At 69.4% G+C, this 16,098-nt stretch carries 20 protein-coding genes; 7 read left to right on the top strand and 13 right to left on the bottom strand.

Translation table 11 applies throughout. From position 1 onward, the window contains the following. Nucleotides 1-38: 38 nt before the first annotated feature. From K8940_RS18540 to K8940_RS18515, 7 genes are all read right to left on the bottom strand, one after another. A complete protein-coding gene (locus K8940_RS18540; protein ID WP_223391539.1) occupies nucleotides 39-1,316 on the bottom strand; it encodes a hypothetical protein in 1,278 nt (425 codons plus the stop codon). Further along, a complete protein-coding gene (locus K8940_RS18535; protein WP_223391538.1) occupies nucleotides 1,316-2,407 on the bottom strand; it encodes a hypothetical protein in 1,092 nt (363 codons plus the stop codon). The genes K8940_RS18540 and K8940_RS18535 overlap by 1 nt, the downstream gene beginning before the upstream one ends. 145 nt (nucleotides 2,408-2,552) lie before the next feature. Further along, complete coding sequence (locus K8940_RS23880; RefSeq protein WP_263285782.1) at nucleotides 2,553-2,756, bottom strand: TonB-dependent receptor; 204 nt, start codon at nucleotides 2,754-2,756, stop codon at nucleotides 2,553-2,555. Next, nucleotides 2,753-4,681, bottom strand: coding sequence for a TonB-dependent siderophore receptor (locus K8940_RS18530; protein WP_263285781.1), 1,929 nt, complete (start codon nucleotides 4,679-4,681; stop codon nucleotides 2,753-2,755). Before K8940_RS18530 ends, K8940_RS23880 begins: the two co-directional genes overlap by 4 nt. Before the next feature lie 201 nt (nucleotides 4,682-4,882). Next, a complete protein-coding gene (locus K8940_RS18525; protein WP_223391537.1) occupies nucleotides 4,883-5,266 on the bottom strand; it encodes a c-type cytochrome in 384 nt (127 codons plus the stop codon). Next, entirely contained in the window at nucleotides 5,263-6,297 is a 1,035-nt protein-coding gene (gene adhP, locus K8940_RS18520) for an alcohol dehydrogenase AdhP (RefSeq protein ID WP_223391536.1), read from the bottom strand. The genes K8940_RS18525 and adhP overlap by 4 nt, the downstream gene beginning before the upstream one ends. A gap of 93 nt (nucleotides 6,298-6,390) precedes the next feature. Beyond that, complete coding sequence (locus tag K8940_RS18515) at nucleotides 6,391-7,287, bottom strand: LysR family transcriptional regulator (protein ID WP_223391535.1); 897 nt, start codon at nucleotides 7,285-7,287, stop codon at nucleotides 6,391-6,393. Nucleotides 7,288-7,390: 103 nt separating this feature from the next. On the opposite strand from K8940_RS18515, the gene K8940_RS18510 reads away from it, so the two are divergent. Further along, the gene (locus K8940_RS18510) at nucleotides 7,391-8,134 is read left to right on the top strand and encodes an SDR family oxidoreductase (protein ID WP_223391534.1); all 744 of its coding nucleotides are present in this window, start codon (nucleotides 7,391-7,393) and stop codon (nucleotides 8,132-8,134) included. A 40-nt stretch (nucleotides 8,135-8,174) separates the two neighbouring features. Here the strand turns inward: K8940_RS18510 and K8940_RS18505 are convergent, their stop codons facing one another. Beyond that, on the bottom strand, nucleotides 8,175-8,552 hold the full coding sequence (locus K8940_RS18505) for a VOC family protein (protein WP_223391533.1): 378 nt from the start codon (nucleotides 8,550-8,552) through the stop codon (nucleotides 8,175-8,177). Nucleotides 8,553-8,689: 137 nt separating this feature from the next. On the opposite strand from K8940_RS18505, the gene K8940_RS18500 reads away from it, so the two are divergent. Then, nucleotides 8,690-9,019, top strand: a complete 330-nt coding sequence (locus tag K8940_RS18500) for a PadR family transcriptional regulator (protein WP_013080539.1) — start codon at nucleotides 8,690-8,692, stop codon at nucleotides 9,017-9,019. 35 nt (nucleotides 9,020-9,054) lie between these two features. After that, nucleotides 9,055-10,020, top strand: a complete 966-nt coding sequence (locus tag K8940_RS18495) for an HAAS signaling domain-containing protein (RefSeq protein ID WP_223391532.1) — start codon at nucleotides 9,055-9,057, stop codon at nucleotides 10,018-10,020. A gap of 126 nt (nucleotides 10,021-10,146) precedes the next feature. On the opposite strand, the gene K8940_RS18490 is transcribed toward K8940_RS18495, so the two are convergent. After that, nucleotides 10,147-10,347, bottom strand: coding sequence for a hypothetical protein (locus tag K8940_RS18490; protein ID WP_223391531.1), 201 nt, complete (start codon nucleotides 10,345-10,347; stop codon nucleotides 10,147-10,149). 116 nt (nucleotides 10,348-10,463) lie between these two features. Here K8940_RS18490 and K8940_RS18485 point away from each other — a divergent pair, with 116 nt between their 5' ends. Beyond that, on the top strand, nucleotides 10,464-11,651 hold the full coding sequence (locus K8940_RS18485; protein ID WP_223391530.1) for a cell wall hydrolase: 1,188 nt from the start codon (nucleotides 10,464-10,466) through the stop codon (nucleotides 11,649-11,651). Here K8940_RS18485 and K8940_RS18480 read toward each other — a convergent pair. After that, nucleotides 11,611-12,441, bottom strand: coding sequence for an SDR family oxidoreductase (locus tag K8940_RS18480; RefSeq protein WP_223391529.1), 831 nt, complete (start codon nucleotides 12,439-12,441; stop codon nucleotides 11,611-11,613). The two genes, K8940_RS18485 and K8940_RS18480, sit on opposite strands and share 41 nt — an antisense overlap. Nucleotides 12,442-12,524: 83 nt before the next feature. Continuing rightward, nucleotides 12,525-12,704 carry a YegP family protein gene (locus tag K8940_RS18475; RefSeq protein ID WP_223391528.1) on the bottom strand — a complete coding sequence of 60 codons (180 nt, stop codon included), beginning with the start codon at nucleotides 12,702-12,704 and terminating at the stop codon, nucleotides 12,525-12,527. 144 nt (nucleotides 12,705-12,848) lie between these two features. Between K8940_RS18475 and K8940_RS18470 the strand changes: the two genes are divergently transcribed. Then, nucleotides 12,849-13,403 (top strand): DUF1003 domain-containing protein, encoded by a 555-nt coding sequence (locus K8940_RS18470; protein WP_223391527.1) that lies wholly within the window; start codon nucleotides 12,849-12,851, stop codon nucleotides 13,401-13,403. Next, complete coding sequence (locus K8940_RS18465; RefSeq protein WP_223391526.1) at nucleotides 13,400-14,311, top strand: carbon-nitrogen hydrolase family protein; 912 nt, start codon at nucleotides 13,400-13,402, stop codon at nucleotides 14,309-14,311. Before K8940_RS18470 ends, K8940_RS18465 begins: the two co-directional genes overlap by 4 nt. Here K8940_RS18465 and K8940_RS18460 read toward each other — a convergent pair. After that, entirely contained in the window at nucleotides 14,308-14,658 is a 351-nt protein-coding gene (locus K8940_RS18460) for a DUF3147 family protein (RefSeq protein ID WP_223391525.1), read from the bottom strand. The two genes, K8940_RS18465 and K8940_RS18460, sit on opposite strands and share 4 nt — an antisense overlap. Before the next feature lie 62 nt (nucleotides 14,659-14,720). Between K8940_RS18460 and K8940_RS18455 the strand changes: the two genes are divergently transcribed. Beyond that, nucleotides 14,721-15,086: a VOC family protein gene (locus tag K8940_RS18455; protein ID WP_223391524.1), complete on the top strand. Its 366-nt coding sequence runs from the start codon at nucleotides 14,721-14,723 to the stop codon at nucleotides 15,084-15,086. Here K8940_RS18455 and K8940_RS18450 read toward each other — a convergent pair. Continuing rightward, nucleotides 15,083-16,024: a GlxA family transcriptional regulator gene (locus K8940_RS18450; RefSeq protein ID WP_223391523.1), complete on the bottom strand. Its 942-nt coding sequence runs from the start codon at nucleotides 16,022-16,024 to the stop codon at nucleotides 15,083-15,085. The two genes, K8940_RS18455 and K8940_RS18450, sit on opposite strands and share 4 nt — an antisense overlap. Between the last annotated feature and the right edge of the window lie 74 nt (nucleotides 16,025-16,098).

The raw sequence follows: 16,098 nt of genomic DNA, 5'->3' as shown, positions 1-16,098 counted from the left end.
TGACAGCACTGGCAGCAAGGTGGCGGGAGGGGCGCGATCTACTTCGCCGGGTCCTGGAGCTTGAACAGCTTCGCCAGGTTTCCCGCCCCGCCGCCGATGTATTTCGAGACGTCGACGCTCACCAGCAGCTGGTCGAAATCCTGGCCGTTGTCGAGCCGCGCGCGGGTCCAGGCCAGGTTGATCCCGCGCCAGGGCAGGCGCGCCAGCACGCCGTAGCCCCAGTCATGCCCGTTGTCGCGCGGCTGGTAGGCGGCGACCGCCGACACGCCCCATTCGCGCGACCGCCTGTTGTCCTCGCCATAGGTCCACTTGGAGAAGCCCAGCGCCTCCACGACCCCGACCAGGTTGGAGTCCGCGCCGCGCGTGTCCTTCAGCGACAGGCCGACGGTGGGGTGGGCGACGGTCAGGGCCCATCGGGGCGGACGCGGAAAGGGCTCGCGCGAGCCGTCCTGCAGGCGCGGCCGGGTCCGTTGGAAGATCAGGCCGTTGACCGCCAGCTCCCAGGGCAGCTGCACCCGGGCGTCGCCGCCGCCGAAGTGATAGGCGTCCCAGCGGTCGCGCGTGACCTGAAGGTGGTCGGCGTACGCCGCCATGCCCTCGCCGGCCGGCCCCTGCCAGGCGACGTCCAGGCCATGCAGCAGGGGGAACAGCGCGACGACCCTGGCCGTGGCGGCGGCGCAGGCCGCGTCGCACGGCGCCGCGCCCTCGGGCGTGGCGCGGAACGTCGTGCGGAAATCGCCGGCGACGGTGGCCGCGTCGACCGTGGCCGCCGCCGCGGCGCCAGGGCCGGCCTTCAGGGCCAGCTTCAGAAGGCTGACGCCCGCGGCGGACTGGCCGAAGCCGAGATAGGCGTGATCCCAGTGAACGGCGGTCGTGTAGTCGGCGAGGGCGCTCTGCTGGGCCGCCGTCTTGGCGGGACCGTCCAGGCCCAGCAGGGCGCGGGCCGTCGTCAGGCGCGTCGCCGCGGCCGCCAGACCCTCGCAGGCGGGCTGGGCGAGGTCACCGGAGCAGCCGTTGTCGAGCCGCCCGCGCGTCACGCCTTCCTGGACGGCGTCCAGGATCCGGGGCGGCGAATAGGGCTCGAGATCGGGGCCCTTGCAGTCGGTGGGGCCGGCGTCGCGGGTCTGTCGCGCCAGGACGCCGATCGCCTGGTCCGCCGTCGATCCCGCCGGCAGCGCGGCCTGGACGGCGGCGATGCAGGCCGTCCGCGTCGCTTCGAACGACAGCGGCGGCGGAGTCTGCGCCCGGACCGGCAGGGGCGCGGCGAGACAGGCGGCGAGGGCGAGGGCGGTGAAGGGGAGGGTGGCGAGGCGCATCAGAGCAGCCCCTTCAGCAGCTTGAGGAGTTGCTCCAAAACCGGGTCGGCCGGCGGCAGATGGGCCAGGAGGTCGTCGAGCTTGGGCTTCAGCTTGGCCTTCAGCGCCTTCCGCTCCTCGTCGCGATAGGCTTCCAGGACCGCGTCGGCGATGTCGGGATAGTCGGCCGGATCCTCGGCCAGCAGCAGCGGCCACATCGTGGCCGTGACCTCGGGCTGGCGCAGGTAGTGCTTGAAGCCGTGCGGAACGACCTGGCCGAACTTGTTGTGGTTCTCCCCCGAACGCAGGACGTCGATGACCTCGGGCGCGAGGTAGTAGACGCCCAGCTTCGACAGCGCCCTGTAGCGCGGGCTTGTCCAGCCCGGCTGGAACGGTGCCAGGCGCGTGAACGGGTCGAGGACATGCGCGCAGCTGATGTAGTAGGTCGGGTGGCCCGCGCCGATGGGCGCCAGGGTTTCGGCGTACAGGGTGGAGGTGCTGTCGGTCAGCAGGCGCGCGACGTTGGCGACCATGACCAGGGCGCGCGGCGCGGGGATCGGCCCCAGTTCCGCGCCCCAGGGCGTCTTGGTCAGCCGGGCCAGTTGCGAGACCGTGTCGTGCGTGACGGCCGTGCCCAGCGAGTGGGCGATCACGCTCCACTGACCGAACTGGCGGTCCCGGAGCGCCTTGGCCAGGACCTTGGTGATCTCGGTGGCCACGTGGGCCTGGACGTGGGCCCGGACGGTCGGCGCCATATAGAGGGCGACATCGGCCAGGTGGGTCCACAGGAAGGCGTCGTCGCTGTTCTTGCGAAAGAACGTCTGGATCTCGCCGATGAAGCCCTTGCCGACCCCAAGCTGGCTCCAGTCGTCGGACTGGGTTTTCCAGGCCGCGCGGAAGTGGTCGAGGATGCTGTCGTACTCGATGCGCCTGATGACGAAGAGGTCGTCGAAGGCGGCACCGACCGTGTCCTGGATGAACCGGGCGTAGTTGTCCCTGAGTTCCTTTTCGCACGCCTCGAACCAGCTGTTCGGGTCGGGCTTGTAGCCGCCGTCGGCCCAGACGCCGTAGCGGCCCATGCCGTGCACGAGGAAGAGGATGTGTCGTGTCATCCGCTCCCCCGAATGCAAAGGCGGATAGCGCGCTAGAGCAGTGTTCGTCGAACAGTGCTCTTTATAATTGCATTTCGGGGGAATGATCGCAAGCGTTGGGCTTGCCTCCGGCGGTCGTTGACCGCCGGAGGCGCCCGGACAGCGCCTAGAACGCGTACTTCAGGGCGACCGTGTAGTTGCGCGGCGCGCCGTAGCGGTACTGGCTGAAATAGCTGATCTGGCTGTAGTAGGTCTTGTCGAACAGGTTATCGACATTGGCCTGCACGGACAGGTTCTCGTTGATCTCGTAGCGGGCCATCAGGTTCACCAGCGCGAAGGCCTTCTGCTCGATCCGCGCCGCGCCGGTCACCGAGTAGATCGTGTCGCGCCAGTTGACGCGCCGCCCACCACCAGGCCGTCCAGCCCGCCGCCGAACTTGTAGGTCGAGAAGACGGTGAAGCTCTTGCGCGGCTGGTCGGTGTTGACCTTGGCGCCGTCGGCGTCCTCGACCTCGAACTGGGCGTAGTTGGCGCTGACGTTCCAGCCCTGGGTGATGCGGCCCAGCAGTTCCACCTCGAAGCCGGTGCTCTTGGCGCCGTCAGCCGGGGCGTAGGCCTGCTCGGGCGGGCTCGAGCCCGGCACGACCTGGCCGGTGGCCTGGCCCACGCCATCCTGCTGGATCTTGAAGACCGCCACGGTCGACTGCAGCGCATCGTCGAAGAAGGCGCTCTTGAGGCCCAGTTCGTAGGCCTTGCCGGTGATCGGGTCGAGAACCTTGGCGTTGATGTCACGCAGGTTCTGCGGCTGGAAGATCTCGGTGTAGCTGCCGTACAGGCGGTGCGACGGCGTCAGGTCGTAGAGCACGCCGATATAGGGAATGACGACGTTCTTGGCTTCGTAGTTGTCGGCCGCGCCGCCGTTGACGCCGCTGCGTTCCCAGGTCGACAGACGCGCGCCGCCGATCACCTTCAGGCTGTCGGTGACGTTCAGGCGCGTGGCGGCGAAGGCGCCGGTCTGCTTGGTCTCGTTGTCGGTGTACTGGGTCGGCGTCGACGAGAAGGTCGGCATGGGGAAGTTGCCGTCCCAGCTGTAGATGCTGGTCGCCGGCAGGAAGGCGTTGGCGCCGCCGGCGACGTAGTAGACCACGTCGGAGTCCTGCTTGCTGTAGAGCGCGCCGGCCGTGAACTCATGCGTGCGGCCGAGCAGCGCGTAGTCGCCGTGCAGCTGGACGTCGAAGCTGTCCTGGGTGGTCTTGCCCTTGCTCTTGTAGGGCCAGGTGGCCAGGCCCACGCCGGTGGCGCGGTCGATGGTCCCGTACAGATAGAGCAGCTGGGAATCCTGCTCGTTGATCAGGCGGTTGTAGTTGAACGACAGCTTCCAGCCGTTCGAGAAGGTGTGCGACAGGTTGGCGAAGTAGTTGGTGTTGGTGGTGTCCCAGTACGCCCAGTTCGCCGCCGTGTTGGTCGAGACCGGCAGGTTGGTGCGGCCGCCGTCGGTGTAGAACGAGGGCAGGGCGCCCCAGAACGCGGCGTTCGGGTTGGTCTCCTGACGGCTGGCGCCGACACGCAGCAGGGTGTCGGGAGTCAGGTCGGCTTCCACCACGCCGTAGAGGACGTTCTTCTCGGTGCTCTGGCGGTCGAAATAGGTGTCGCGCTTCTCGTACTTGCCGACTAGGCGGCCGCGGATCGTCCCGCCCCTGATCGCGCCCGAGACGTCGGCCTCGACCTGGCGCTTGTCCCAGCTGCCCAGGGTCGCCGAGACCGAGCCGGTGAACTCGCGGGCGTCGGCGTGCTTGCGCACCAGGTTGATCGACGCGGACGGATCGCCGGCGCCGGTCAGCAGGCCGGTGGCGCCGCGCACGATCTCGACGCGCTCGTAGATCGACATGTCGACGACGGTCTCGCCGGAGTCGCCGGCCAGGCTCCACGACAGCGGCACGCCGTCGATCTGGTAGTTCTTGATCTCAAAGCCGCGGGCGTTGAACACGTTGCGGACGTCGTCGACCTCGACCAGCGAGACGCCGGCGGTGTTGCGCACGACGTCGGAGATCGTCTGCAGGTTCTGGTCCTTGATGCGCTGGGCGGTGATCACGGTCACCGACTGCGGGGTCTCGCGCAGGGTCAGGCCCAGGCCGGTCGCCGTGTCGACACGACTGTTGATCGTGTACGCGCCGTTGATGACCACCTCGTCGACGCGCGTGTCTTCGCTTTTCGACGACGTCGCCGTCTGCGCCGAAGCCTGGGAAACGAGCGCCAGGAACGCGCCGCCCGCGAGCAGCGTAGTCTTCAGAACCATATGCCCCACCTAAAACTGGATTCCACAAATCCCCGCGCGGCCTAGCGCCGGCGGGCGCGGCGCGGGGAGTGCGCCACGACGTCGGTTTGTCCGACATTGGCGGGACCTATAGTCCGCCTTTTCGCAAATGAAAATGACTTGCAACAAGAAGGGAGGGGACGTGCTGTTCTTGCAACGCTTCGCGCCCTGGCGGAGCGGAGGCTACAGGCGGGGTCTGGGCGGGGCCGGGCGGCGCGGATCCAGGCCGCGCAGATAGGCTTCGAGGTCGGCGCGCTGGTCGTCGTCCAGCTGGGTCATCGGCATGCGCGGATGACTGCGCGGCGCGCCTTCCTCGGGCGGCCGCCGGGGCGCCAGCATGCCCTCCTCGAGGACCGTGGCCAGGCCGCCGGGCGGATAGCGGGCGTACAGGCTGGCGAACGGCGGGGCGTCGGGCAGGGGGCTGACCCCGTCGCGGACGGCGTGGCAGCCGCCGCAGTGGCGCCGCGCCAGCCGCTCGCCGTTGCTGGCCGAGGCCTGCCGCGCCAGGGCCGGCGCGGCGACCAGGGTCAGGGCGACGGCGGCCAGCAGGACGCCCGCCGGCTTCAAGCGTCGGCCTCGAAATCCAGCACCACGCGGCCGCTGATCTGGCCCTTCTCCATGCGGTCGAACACCGTGTTGACCTCGCCCAGGCGGGCGGTCTCGGTGGTGGCCTTGACCCGGCCGTCGGCGGCGAAGGCCAGGGCCTCGGCCAGGTCCAGCCGGGTGCCGACGATCGAACCGCGCACGGTGATGCCGCGCAGCACGGTGTCGAAGATCGCCAGCGGGAAGTCGCCGGGCGGCAGGCCGTTCAGCGAGACGGTGCCGCCGCGCCGGACCATGCCCAGGGCCTGCGAGAAGGCGATGCGCGAGACGGCCGTGACCAGCACGCCCTGGGCGCCGCCGATGGCCTTGCGCAACACCGCCGCCGGATCCTCGCGGCTGGCGTCGATGGTGATCTCCGCGCCCAGGTCGCGGGCCAGGGCCAGCTTGTCCTCGGCGACGTCGACGGCGGCGACCTTGAAGCCCATGGCCTTGGCGTACTGCACGGCCAGGTGGCCCAGGCCCCCGATGCCCGAGATCGCCACCCAGTCGCCGGCCTTGGCGTCCAGCACCTTCAGGCCCTTGTAGACCGTGACCCCGGCGCACAGGATCGGGGCGGCCTCGACATAGCTCAGCGCGTCGGGGATCAGCCCCACATAGTCGGCGTCGGCCAGCACGTATTCGGCGAAGCCGCCGTCGACGGAATAGCCGGTGTTCTGCTGGGCCTCGCACAAGGTCTCCCAGCCGCCCAGGCAGTGGACGCAGTGGCCGCAGGCGGTGTGCAGCCACGGCACGCCGACCCGGTCGCCCAGCTTCAGGTGGGTGACGCCCTGGCCCAGCTCGACGACGGCGCCGACGCCCTCGTGGCCCGGAATGAACGGCAGGGTCGGCTTGATCGGCCAGTCGCCGTGGGCGGCGTGCAGGTCGGTGTGGCAGACGCCGCAGGCGGCGATCTTGACCAGCACCTGGCCGGGGCCCGGCGTCGGCTTTGGCGCGTCCTCGAAGACCAGCGGCTGGCCAAAGGCGCGTACGACGGCGGCCTTCATGATCGCTTGCATGGTGGCGTCTCCCGGATGGCGGATAGGTGGCCGCCACCCTAGGCCCGGGCCCGCCGGGGCGTCAGTTCGGGGCGTTACGGGTCGGAAAACTACTTAGGCGGCGCGCTGGACCTCGAACCGCCTGACCACCCAGTCGATGAACACCCGCACGCGCGGGGACAGCTGGCGGCTGCGCGGGTAGAGCAGCGACACCGGCGTCGGCGTCGGCGGGAAGTCGGCCAGCACCTCCACCAGGCTCCCGTCCGCCAGGGCGTCCTCGACGCGGTAGCGGGGCACCTGGATCAGGCCCAGGCCCAGCAGGCCCATGGCCACCGTGTTCTCGGCCGAGTTGACGATCACGTCGGCCTCGACGGCGACCTGGCGAGGCTTGCCCTCGACGGTCAGTTCCAGCGGATGGGGATGGCCCGTCGCGGCCTGCAGGAAGCCGACCATGCGGTGGTCGGCGAGGTGATACGGCGCCTTCGGAACGCCGCGGCGCGCCAGATAGGCCGGGGCGGCGCAGGTGACCTCGGGGAGCATGGCCACCCGCCGCGCGACCATGGCGCTGTCGGTCAGGTCGCCGATCCGCAACACGCAGTCGACGCCCTCGCGCACCAGGTCGACCAGACGGTCGCCCTCGGTCATCTGGATCCGCAGCTCGGGATAGGCCGCCAGGAAGTCGGGCAGGTCCGGCAGCAGGAACCGTCGCGCCAGGGCGCCCTGGACGTCCACCCGCAGCAGGCCGCGCGGCTTGTGCTGGCGGAACGCGCCCTCGGCGTCCTCCAGCTCGTCCAGCAGGCGCAGGCAACGCTGGTAGTAGGCCTCGCCGTCCAGGGTGGGGCTGACCTGGCGGGTGGTGCGCTGGAGCAGCCGCGCGCCCAGTCGCGCCTCCAGCTGCTGCACGGCCTCGGTGGCGGTCGAGCGCGGCAGGTCGAGGTCGGCGGCCGCCTGGGTGAAGCTGCGCCGCTCCACGATCCGGACGAACAGGCGCATCGCCTCGAACCGATCCACGCGTCCGTCTCCATTGTTCGCTTATACGAACAGTGATGTCGTGGATGGCTGAATTATTCAAGCGCGGCGAAGGCGCATGGTCTCCCGGCAAAGGAGACCTGCCATGACCCAATCGATCGAAACCAAGGTGGCGCTGGTGACCGGGGCTTCGGGCGGCATCGGCGCCGAGACCGCCAGGCGCCTGGCCCGCGACGGCTTCACCGTCATCGTCAACTACGCCGGCGGCGTAGCCCCCGCCGAGGCGGTGGTCCGCGAGATCGAGGCGGCTGGCGGCAAGGCCCTCACCGCCCAGGCCGACGTCAGCGACCCGGCCGCCGTGCGCCGGCTGTTCGACCACGCCGAGGCGGCCTTCGGCGGCGTCGACGTGCTGGTCAACAACGCCGGGATCATGAAGCTGGCCAATATCGCCGACACCGACGACGCCCTGTTCGACCAGACCATCGCGGTGAACCTGAAGGGCGTCTTCAACACCCTGCGCGAGGCCGCTCGCCGCCTGCGCGACGGCGGCCGGATCATCAACATCTCGTCCAGCGTCGTCGGCCTGCTGCCCGCGACCTACGGCGTCTACGCGGCCAGCAAGGCGGCCGTCGAGACGCTGAGCGCCATCCTGACCAAGGAGCTGCGCGGCCGCTCGATCACCGTGAACGCGATCGCGCCCGGACCGACGGCCACCAAGCTGTTCCTGGACGGCAAGCCCGCTGAGGTCGTCGAGCGCCTCTCCAAGGCCGCGCCGCTGGAGCGCCTGGGCCAGCCCGAGGACATCGCCGCCGCCATCGCCTTCCTGGCCGGCCCGGACGGGGCCTGGGTCAACGGCCAGGTGATCCGGGTGAACGGGGGGATCGTTTGAAGCCCTCTCTCTAAGAGAGAGGGGCTCTCTTAACGACCGCCTAGTAGTTCCCCAGGCTCAGGATGTTGCCGTCCGGGTCCTTGAACCACACGACCCGCATCCCGCCGGCCACATGGACGTCGCCGTCGTGGCTCATCGCCGGCAGGTCGTAGCGCTCGAACGTCACGCCCCGGTCCCTCAGCAGTTCGACCGCGGCGTCGAAGGTCTCGCCCAGCGCCCAGGTCAGCACGGTGGCCTTGTTGCTTCCGGCGAATTCGGACTCGTAGACCAGCACCAGCGACTTCCCGGCCTGGAAGGCCTGCACGCTGGGTTGGTCGGAGGGCAGGGGCTTTAGGCCGAGCACCTTCTCGTAGAAGGGCCGCGCGACCTTCAGGTCCCTCACCGCCACCGTCGCCTGGGCGTCCTGATCGCCGAGCATTCATGAACCTCCGTCTCGTTCGTCGGAGGAAAGCCTCGAAGGCGAACGGCGTTCCGTCGACTTGACTCTCGCTTATACTGTATATCACACAGTGTGCATCGCACACCATGTGCCACACACTATGCGTCACACACCCCATGCCGACCGATACCGACATCTTTGAATCGCTCCGTCAGGAGTTGCGGCGCGGGACCCTGATCCTGGCTGTCCTCGCCCAGCTGCGGGAGGAGCGCTACGGCTACAGCCTGCGCCAGGCCCTCTCGTCGGTGGGGGTCGAGATCGACGAAGGCGCGCTCTATCCCATGCTGCGGCGGCTGGAGGCCCAGGGCCTGCTGGCCAGCGAGTGGCGCGAGGAAGACAAGCGCAAGAAGCGTTTCTACCAGCTGTCGGAGGAGGGCCGGGCGGTGCTGGCCCGCCTCGCCGACGAATGGCGCGCGATCAACGCCGCCCTCGAGCCGCTGCTGTGAGCGACGCGGCCCCTCATTCGCAAGGAAACCAAGCCATGAGCGATCTGGTCGATCGTTATCTGGCGGCCGTCGCCGCCCTGCTGCCCAAGGCTCAGCGCCAGGACATCGTCGCCGAGCTGCGCGACATGGTCATGAACCGGGTCGAGGAGGCCGAGGCGCGCCTGGGCCGTCCGCTCGACAAGCGCGAGACCGAGGACCTGCTGCGCGAGATCGGCCATCCGATCGCCGTGGCCGGCCGCTACGGGCCCCACCGCGCCCTGATCGGGCCGGAGCTCTATCCGTTCTGGCTGGTCGGGGTGAAGGTGATGCTGGTCATCGCCGCCTTCGCCGCCGTGGTCCCGGCCGGCGTGCTGCTGGCCACGGGCCATACCGACGCCCACGCGTTCAACGGCGTTTTCGGCGACTTCATTCCCACGGCGCTCAGCCTGATCGGCGCGGCCACCCTGGTCGGGGCGGCGATCGAGCGCGGCTGGATCAAGGTGGGCGGCCTGGCCAACTGGAAGGCCAGCGAGTTGCCCCGCGTCCCGGAGGGCAAGTCGTGGTTCGCCAAGAGCCGCTTCGACGGCCTGTTCGAACTGGCGGCCGTCGCCCTGTTCATCGCCTGGTGGACGCATGCGCTGCCGTTCCCGACGGGACGGGCGCACGGCGACGACATGACGGCGATCACGTTCAGCCCGATCTTCCAGACTCTGTACTGGCCGATCCTGGCGCTGGCCGTGGGGCAGGTGGTCTCGTCTCTCATCCTGGTGATCAAGCCCGGCTGGGTGCGCGGGCGGGCCGGCGCCGAGCTCGTCTGCGCGCTGGGCGGGCTGGCGCTGAGCGCGGCGATGTGGTCGGCCCAGCCGCTGGTCTCGTTCACCGCGCTCGCGTCGTCCAACGCGGGGATCGTCGAGCTGCAGCGGACGGTCGATCTGAGCGTGCAGGTCGGGATGGTGGTCATCATCGCCATCAATGTGACCAAGCTGTTCGTCGACGGCCGGCGCCTGATCCGGGGCCGCTAGACCCCCGCCCGGCGCCCGTCCCGGACCGGCGCCGGGGCGGCGTCGCCTCAGGTCCTGATTAAGCATGATCGTTAAGGTTTATGTCGTCGTCGAGTAACGATGCGGCGCCGCCGAAGTCGACCAGGTTCAGGCCGAGCAAAGGCAGGGCAAGGGTTTTTGATCCACAAAAAAACGTCGCTCGCTCTTGTCGAGCTTTTCGCGAGGATTCAACGCGTTAACAATTCGATGGTGAAACTTGACCGGGAATGGGCCATGCTGCGGTGCGGCAAGTGCTTGCGAGTCGGTCACCGATACGTCATAAGCCGCCATAAGCAGGATCCTGGCCACGTCGTGATACGGCCAATCCTCCGCTTCGAAGGGCTCCCCGCCAGTGCTTTTACCGGGGATTTCGAGGCGGTTTTTGTCGGGGGGCCGGAGCGCCCTCGCCGCGCAGGACACGAGTTTTGTATATCAAGTCGCAGACGCGCGCGGATGCGCGCGGGCTGGTCGGCGCCGTATTGGTCGGATCCATCACGGGTCTGGCCCTGGGCGGCGTTTACCTTATGGGTGGCCTGGCCCAATCGGCCTCCACCCACGCCCGCGTCGCCCGATTGGCGGAAGGCGCTTCGGGGGAGTTCTCCGACGCGGCCATGCTGAGCGCCTCTACGCGTATGGACCCCGGCGCCCTCGCCGTGGCCAAGCGTCACGATCCCTACCTGTTCGCCGCCCTTGATCAGCGCGACCGCCAGTCGGCCATGCTGACCGCTCGCCTGGAAGGCGCCGGCGCCGCGAACAATCTGCGTCCCGGCCAGAGCGGCCGCACCGGCCCGCTGATGCTCCGCGCCAGCTTCGGCTCCGCATTCAACGTCTCCGCGCCGGCGCTGTTCCAAAATGGCCCGTTCCAGCTGGGCAACGCTCTGGAGAGCTCGCGCGAGCTCGAGTGCCTGGCCGACGCCGTCTATTACGAAGCCCGCGGCGAGACCCCCAGCGGCCAGGCGGCCGTGGCCCAGGTGGTCATGAACCGCGTGCGCCACCCGGCCTTCCCGAAGTCGATCTGCGGCGTGGTGTTCCAGGGCGCCTACCACCGCACGGGCTGCCAGTTCAGCTTCGCCTGCGACGGCTCGATGCGCCGCGCTCGCGACGTCGGCGCGTGGAATCGGGCCCGCAAGGTCGCCTCGCGCACCCTGGCCGGCGACGGCTCCAACGTGGTCGGCTCGGCGACGCACTTCCACACGATCAACGTCTCGCCCGGCTGGGGCCCGCGCCTGCTGCGCGTCGCCCAGGTGGGCATGCACATCTTCTATCGCTTCGGCCGCCACGGCGCGCCGGCGGGTCTGGTCCCGTCGCACCTGCCGACCGTCGACGACATCGCCCCGTCCGAGATCGCCAGCCTGACCGCCGACGGCAAGCCGCCGGTCGTCTACGCCGCCAGCGCCCTCGGCCGCCTGGAGCCGGCCCAAATGGGCATGGGGGCCGGCGCCGGCATGGGCGGTCCGATCGGTCCGGTCAGCGAGCCGGCCTCTGCGCCGATCGCCACCGCGCCGAAGGCCCCGGCCCCGACCCTGACCCCGGTCAAGTCGATGTCGACCGACAAGCCCAGCCTGGACGGTCTCAAGACGACAGTAGGGGCCGGGAGCGGAGCTGCTTCCTGACGACGTTGGGCATGTGGCTGGTGGCGAAGCGCATCTGCTTGGCCCGCTTGCCCACGAAGTAGTGCAGCGACTTGCCGTGCACGGCGTCCCACACCACCTGGGCGGCGTCCTCCACGGGGTAGACCTCTAGTCCGCCCTTGCGCAGGGCGTCGGCCATCTGCTCGTTGGAGCCCGAGGCCCCGGCGTTGAGGATGGGCGTCTCGACGAACCACGGCATCACGCAGGCGACGCTGACCCCGTGCTGGGCGTATTCGACGTCCAGCGCCTCGGACAGGCCCCGCACCGCGAACTTGGTCGCCGAATAGACCGCCAGCTTGGGTGAGCCGTAGAGCCCCGCGCACGAGGCGATGTTGACCAGCCGCCCGCCGGCCGCCTTCAGCAGCGGCAGGCCGGCCCGCGCGCCGTTGATCACGCCCTTGATGTTGATGTCGACCTGGATGTCGCAATCGGCGTCCGACAGGTCCTCCAGCACCCCGAAGCGGGCGACGCCGGCGTTGTTGAGCAGGACATCGGCCTTGCCGCCGGTCTCGCGGCCGAACGCGCCCAGCGCATTGGCCCAGCCGTCGCGGTCGCGCACGTCCAGGACGTGCGCCGAGCCGTTGTCCGGACCGATCGCCCGCAGGGCGGCCGTCAGGCCGGTCTTGTCGATGTCGGACAGGCCCACGAACCAGCCGGCGGCGGCGAACCGCTTGGCGCAGGCCAGGCCGATGCCGCTGGCGGCGCCGGTGATGAAGATGGATTTCCGGCCGTTTGCGGCCATGGCGTTCCCCTCCCGTATCATTGTTATCAATGATCAGAGACCCGAGCGCGGGAAGGGTCAAGGCATTGGTTCTCTCTCCTCCCCCTTCACGGGGGAGGAGAGCCGTCTACGCCCTAGTCCGTCTGGTCGTCGATCTCGGCGTCGGGGCCGTTCTTCTTGACCGACTCGATGGCGTTCTTGGCCCCGGCCTTCGAGGAATAGCCTTCGGTCCAGAAGATGCTCTCACCGTTGTAGGTGAAGTACGCGACGAACTCGCCGGCCTTGTTCTTCTTGATCAGAAACTTGTGGGCCATCGGCTTGCTCCTTTTGAAGGTTGCGAAGTTATCGGCCCCCCGATGGCCGAACGTCGCCTTCCCGACGCCGCTCTGTCAATCTCGAGCTTGTCATGCTCGCCGCGTCGCGACGATGATCGGCCTCCCGTCGCCACGAGTCCCTTCATGACCCAGGAACACCTCGACCAGCTGTCGCGCGAACTGTTGCGCCGGCCCTATGAAGAGCTGAACGATGTCCAGCGGCGGACCATCGACCTGGTGCTGGCCGAGCAGCCGACGGAGGGACCCGAGCAGGACGAGGACTCGACCTACTGGACGCGGCTGGCCGACCGGGTGGCGGCGGTCGGCGGTTCGTGGGGCTTCATCGGCGGTTTCGGCCTGGCCCTGGTCCTGTGGATGGGGGTGAACCTGGCGCTCACCCCGTTCAAGCACGCCTTCGACCCCTATCCGTTCATCTTCCTCAACCTGCTGCTCTCGACCCTGGCGGCCATCCAGGCCCCGGTGATCATGATGAGCCAGAACCGCCAGGCGGCGAAGGATCGCAAGACCGCCGAGCACGACTACGCGGTGAACCTGCGGGCCGAGCTGGAGATCATGCGGGTGATCGACAAGCTGGACGCCCTGCGCAGCGACGAACTGATGGTCCTGTGCCGCGAACACGCCACGCGCCTGTCGGACCTGCAGGAAGAGGTGATGCGCCTGCGGGCGGAGCGGGGATGAGCCTCACCTTCGTCACCGCCCAGTTCGCGGTCTCGGCCGACATCGACGCCAACCTGGCGGCGATCGAACGCCTGATGCGCCAGGCCTGGTCAGCGGCCGCCGATGTCGTCCATTTCCCGGAGGCGGCTCTGTCCGGCTATGCGGGCGTCGATTTCCAAAGCTTCGACGGTTTCGACTGGGCGCGCCTGGAGGCCGCGACACGCCGCGTCATGGCCTCGGCCGGCGAATTGGAGCTGTGGACCATCCTGGGCTCGGCCCATCGGCTGTCCGACGGACGCAAGCCGCACAACTGCGCCTATGTGATCGACGCCTCGGGGGCGCTGGTGGATCGCTACGACAAGCGGTTCTGCGCTGGCGACGCGGAAGGAAAGATGGGAGACCTGGCCCACTACACGCCCGGCGACCACTTCGCGGTGTTCGACATCGCGGGCGTGCGCTGCGGCGTCCTGATCTGCCATGACTACCGCTATCCGGAGCTCTATCGAGCCTATCATCGGCTGGGCGTGCGGATGATGTTCCACGGCTTCCACGCCGGCGGATTGGCGGCCGAGCGGTTCGCGGCGATGGAGGCGCACGTGGGGCGTCACGTCCTGACGGGGGGAACCACCCTGCCGGGGATCACCATGCCGGCCGGGATGATCGCGGCGGCGTCGAACAACAACATGTGGATCAGTTGCGCCAACTCCTGCGCGCCGAGGAGCTGCTGGCCGTCGTTTAAGGTCCGGCCCGATGGAGTGATCCCCTGGGCCTGTCAGCCCGAGGTCGAGGAGTGGACCGTCCAGGTCGTGGATCCGGAGGCCGACATCTACGACAGCACGGTCGCCTGGCGCGACCGGGCGATCGACGGGGTGCTGCACTCGGGCGAGCTGGTCGAGGATCCGAGGTCGCGCGACCGGGGCTCGCTCTAGAGCTTCAATCCCAGCCGAGGTCCGGCCCAGACCATCGCCGCGTACAGCGCCATGGTCAGGACGCAGCCGGCGACCAGGGCGGCCCAGAACGGCGCGCCGCGCTTCAGCAGGGCCGGGATCAGCAGGAACATCGGCAGCGACGGCAGGACGAACCAGAAGGTGCCCGTCGCGTGGTCGGCCATCCGCACGGGATCGTGGGTGTCGCGCCACAGCCAGATCATGCCCAGCACCGAGACCAGCGGCAGCGACGCGACCAGGCCGCCCAAGCCCGGATAGCGCTTGGAAATCTCCGCGACGGCGGCGACGATGACGCCCGAGACGGCGGCCTTGACCACGAGATAGAGCATGCCGCCAGCCTGGACCGATCCGCTGTCCGGGCCAAGCGTGGAGGGGCCAGCGGGAGGCGTCCATGACCATCCTGGCGATCGAGCACGTGCAGCTGGCCATGCCGACGGGCGGGGAGGACGCGGCGCGGGCCTTCTATCGCGACCTGCTGGGCGTCGCCGAGAAGGCCAAGCCCCCGCGCCTGGCCGCGCGGGGCGGGTGCTGGTTCGAGGACGGGGCGGTGAAGATCCACCTGGGCGTCGAGGCCGACTTCCGGCCGGCGCGAAAGGCGCACCCGGCCCTGGTGGTCGACGATGTCCTGGCCCTGGCCGCGCGGCTGAAGGCGGCCGGCGTGCGGGTGGTCGAGGACGAGCCGCTGGAAGGCTGGGATCGCGTCTATGCCGACGATCCGTTCGGCAACCGCATCGAGCTGATGACGCCGCGCGTTTAGCCGGCCTTGGCCGCCCGCCGCAGCGACTGGGGCGGCTGGCCGAAGGCGCGGATGAAGGCGCGGCGCATGCGTTCGGCGTCGCCGAAGCCGGTCTCCAGGGCCACGTCCTCGACCTGCAGCGGTCCGCTGTCCAGCAGGGCGCGGGCGGCCTCGACCCGCAGGCGCTCGACGGCCTTGGCCGGGGTGACGCCGGTCTCCTGGGCGAACAGGCGGGCGAAGTTGCGCGGGCTCATGGCGGCGCGGCCGGCCAGCTGCTCGACGCTGAGGGGCTCGGCCAGGTTCTGGCGGGCCCAGGACAGCAGGGCGTCGAAGCGGCCGGGGCGCAGGTCGATCAGGGCCGAGTGCTGCGACTGGCCGCCGGGGCGGTGGTGATAGACGACCAGCTGCTGAGCCGTGCGGCGAGCGATGGCCTCGCCCACGTCGGCGCCGATCAGGGCCAGGGCCAGGTCGATGCCGGCGGTGATGCCCGCCGAGCTCCACACCGCCCCGTCCTGGATCCAGATGCGGTCAGGCTCCAGCCGGACCTTGGGATAGCGGCGCTGGAAGTCCTTGGTCCGGCTCCAGTGGGTGGTGGCGCGCTTGCCGTCCAGCAGGCCGGCCTCGGCCAGGACGTAGGTCCCCGAGCAGACGCTGGCCACGCGCCGCGACAGCCGCCCGGCCTCGCGGACGAAGGCCAGGGTCTCGGCGCAGCTGGCCGGGACCTTCACGCCGTCGCCGCCCGAGACGATCAGGGTGTCCAGCCGGGGCGCGTCGGCCAGGGCGGTGGTCTGGATGACCACGCCCGAGGTGCTGGGGGTCGGCTCGCCGCGCAGCGACAGGAAGTGCAGCGAATAGGTGCCCGGCGAGAACCGCCCGGCGATCTCGAAGGCCGCGATCGGCCCGGTGGCGTCCAGCAGCTGGAAGCCGGGATAGACGAGGAAGCCGATCGCGCGGGGCATGCCCAAAAATCCTGGCCGGGAACCGTGGCTGAAACCGTGGGAACTATGTCATTTCAGACAGACGCTAGTCGAAC

This window comes from Caulobacter segnis (assembly GCF_019931575.1).
Lineage (GTDB): Bacteria > Pseudomonadota > Alphaproteobacteria > Caulobacterales > Caulobacteraceae > Caulobacter > Caulobacter segnis_C.
The sequence above is the reverse complement of the archived record's forward strand: the minus strand, read 5'-3'. Positions and strand labels throughout refer to the sequence as shown.

What these genes read in the sequence shown, in the direction of transcription:
- K8940_RS18470 (WP_223391527.1), top strand. Translation starts at nt 12,849, where the DNA reads ATGACCCAGGAACACCTCGACCAGCTGTCGCGCGAACTGTTGCGCCGG.
- K8940_RS18505 (WP_223391533.1), bottom strand. Translation starts at nt 8,552, where the DNA reads ATGCTCGGCGATCAGGACGCCCAGGCGACGGTGGCGGTGAGGGACCTG.
- K8940_RS18465 (WP_223391526.1), top strand. Translation starts at nt 13,400, where the DNA reads ATGAGCCTCACCTTCGTCACCGCCCAGTTCGCGGTCTCGGCCGACATC.
- K8940_RS18460 (WP_223391525.1), bottom strand. Translation starts at nt 14,658, where the DNA reads ATGCTCTATCTCGTGGTCAAGGCCGCCGTCTCGGGCGTCATCGTCGCC.
- K8940_RS18535 (WP_223391538.1), bottom strand. Translation starts at nt 2,407, where the DNA reads ATGACACGACACATCCTCTTCCTCGTGCACGGCATGGGCCGCTACGGC.
- K8940_RS18540 (WP_223391539.1), bottom strand. Translation starts at nt 1,316, where the DNA reads ATGCGCCTCGCCACCCTCCCCTTCACCGCCCTCGCCCTCGCCGCCTGT.
- K8940_RS18510 (WP_223391534.1), top strand. Translation starts at nt 7,391, where the DNA reads ATGACCCAATCGATCGAAACCAAGGTGGCGCTGGTGACCGGGGCTTCG.
- adhP (WP_223391536.1), bottom strand. Translation starts at nt 6,297, where the DNA reads ATGCAAGCGATCATGAAGGCCGCCGTCGTACGCGCCTTTGGCCAGCCG.
- K8940_RS18530 (WP_263285781.1), bottom strand. Translation starts at nt 4,681, where the DNA reads ATGGTTCTGAAGACTACGCTGCTCGCGGGCGGCGCGTTCCTGGCGCTC.
- K8940_RS18475 (WP_223391528.1), bottom strand. Translation starts at nt 12,704, where the DNA reads ATGGCCCACAAGTTTCTGATCAAGAAGAACAAGGCCGGCGAGTTCGTC.
- K8940_RS18455 (WP_223391524.1), top strand. Translation starts at nt 14,721, where the DNA reads ATGACCATCCTGGCGATCGAGCACGTGCAGCTGGCCATGCCGACGGGC.
- K8940_RS18450 (WP_223391523.1), bottom strand. Translation starts at nt 16,024, where the DNA reads ATGCCCCGCGCGATCGGCTTCCTCGTCTATCCCGGCTTCCAGCTGCTG.
- K8940_RS18495 (WP_223391532.1), top strand. Translation starts at nt 9,055, where the DNA reads ATGAGCGATCTGGTCGATCGTTATCTGGCGGCCGTCGCCGCCCTGCTG.
- K8940_RS18500 (WP_013080539.1), top strand. Translation starts at nt 8,690, where the DNA reads ATGCCGACCGATACCGACATCTTTGAATCGCTCCGTCAGGAGTTGCGG.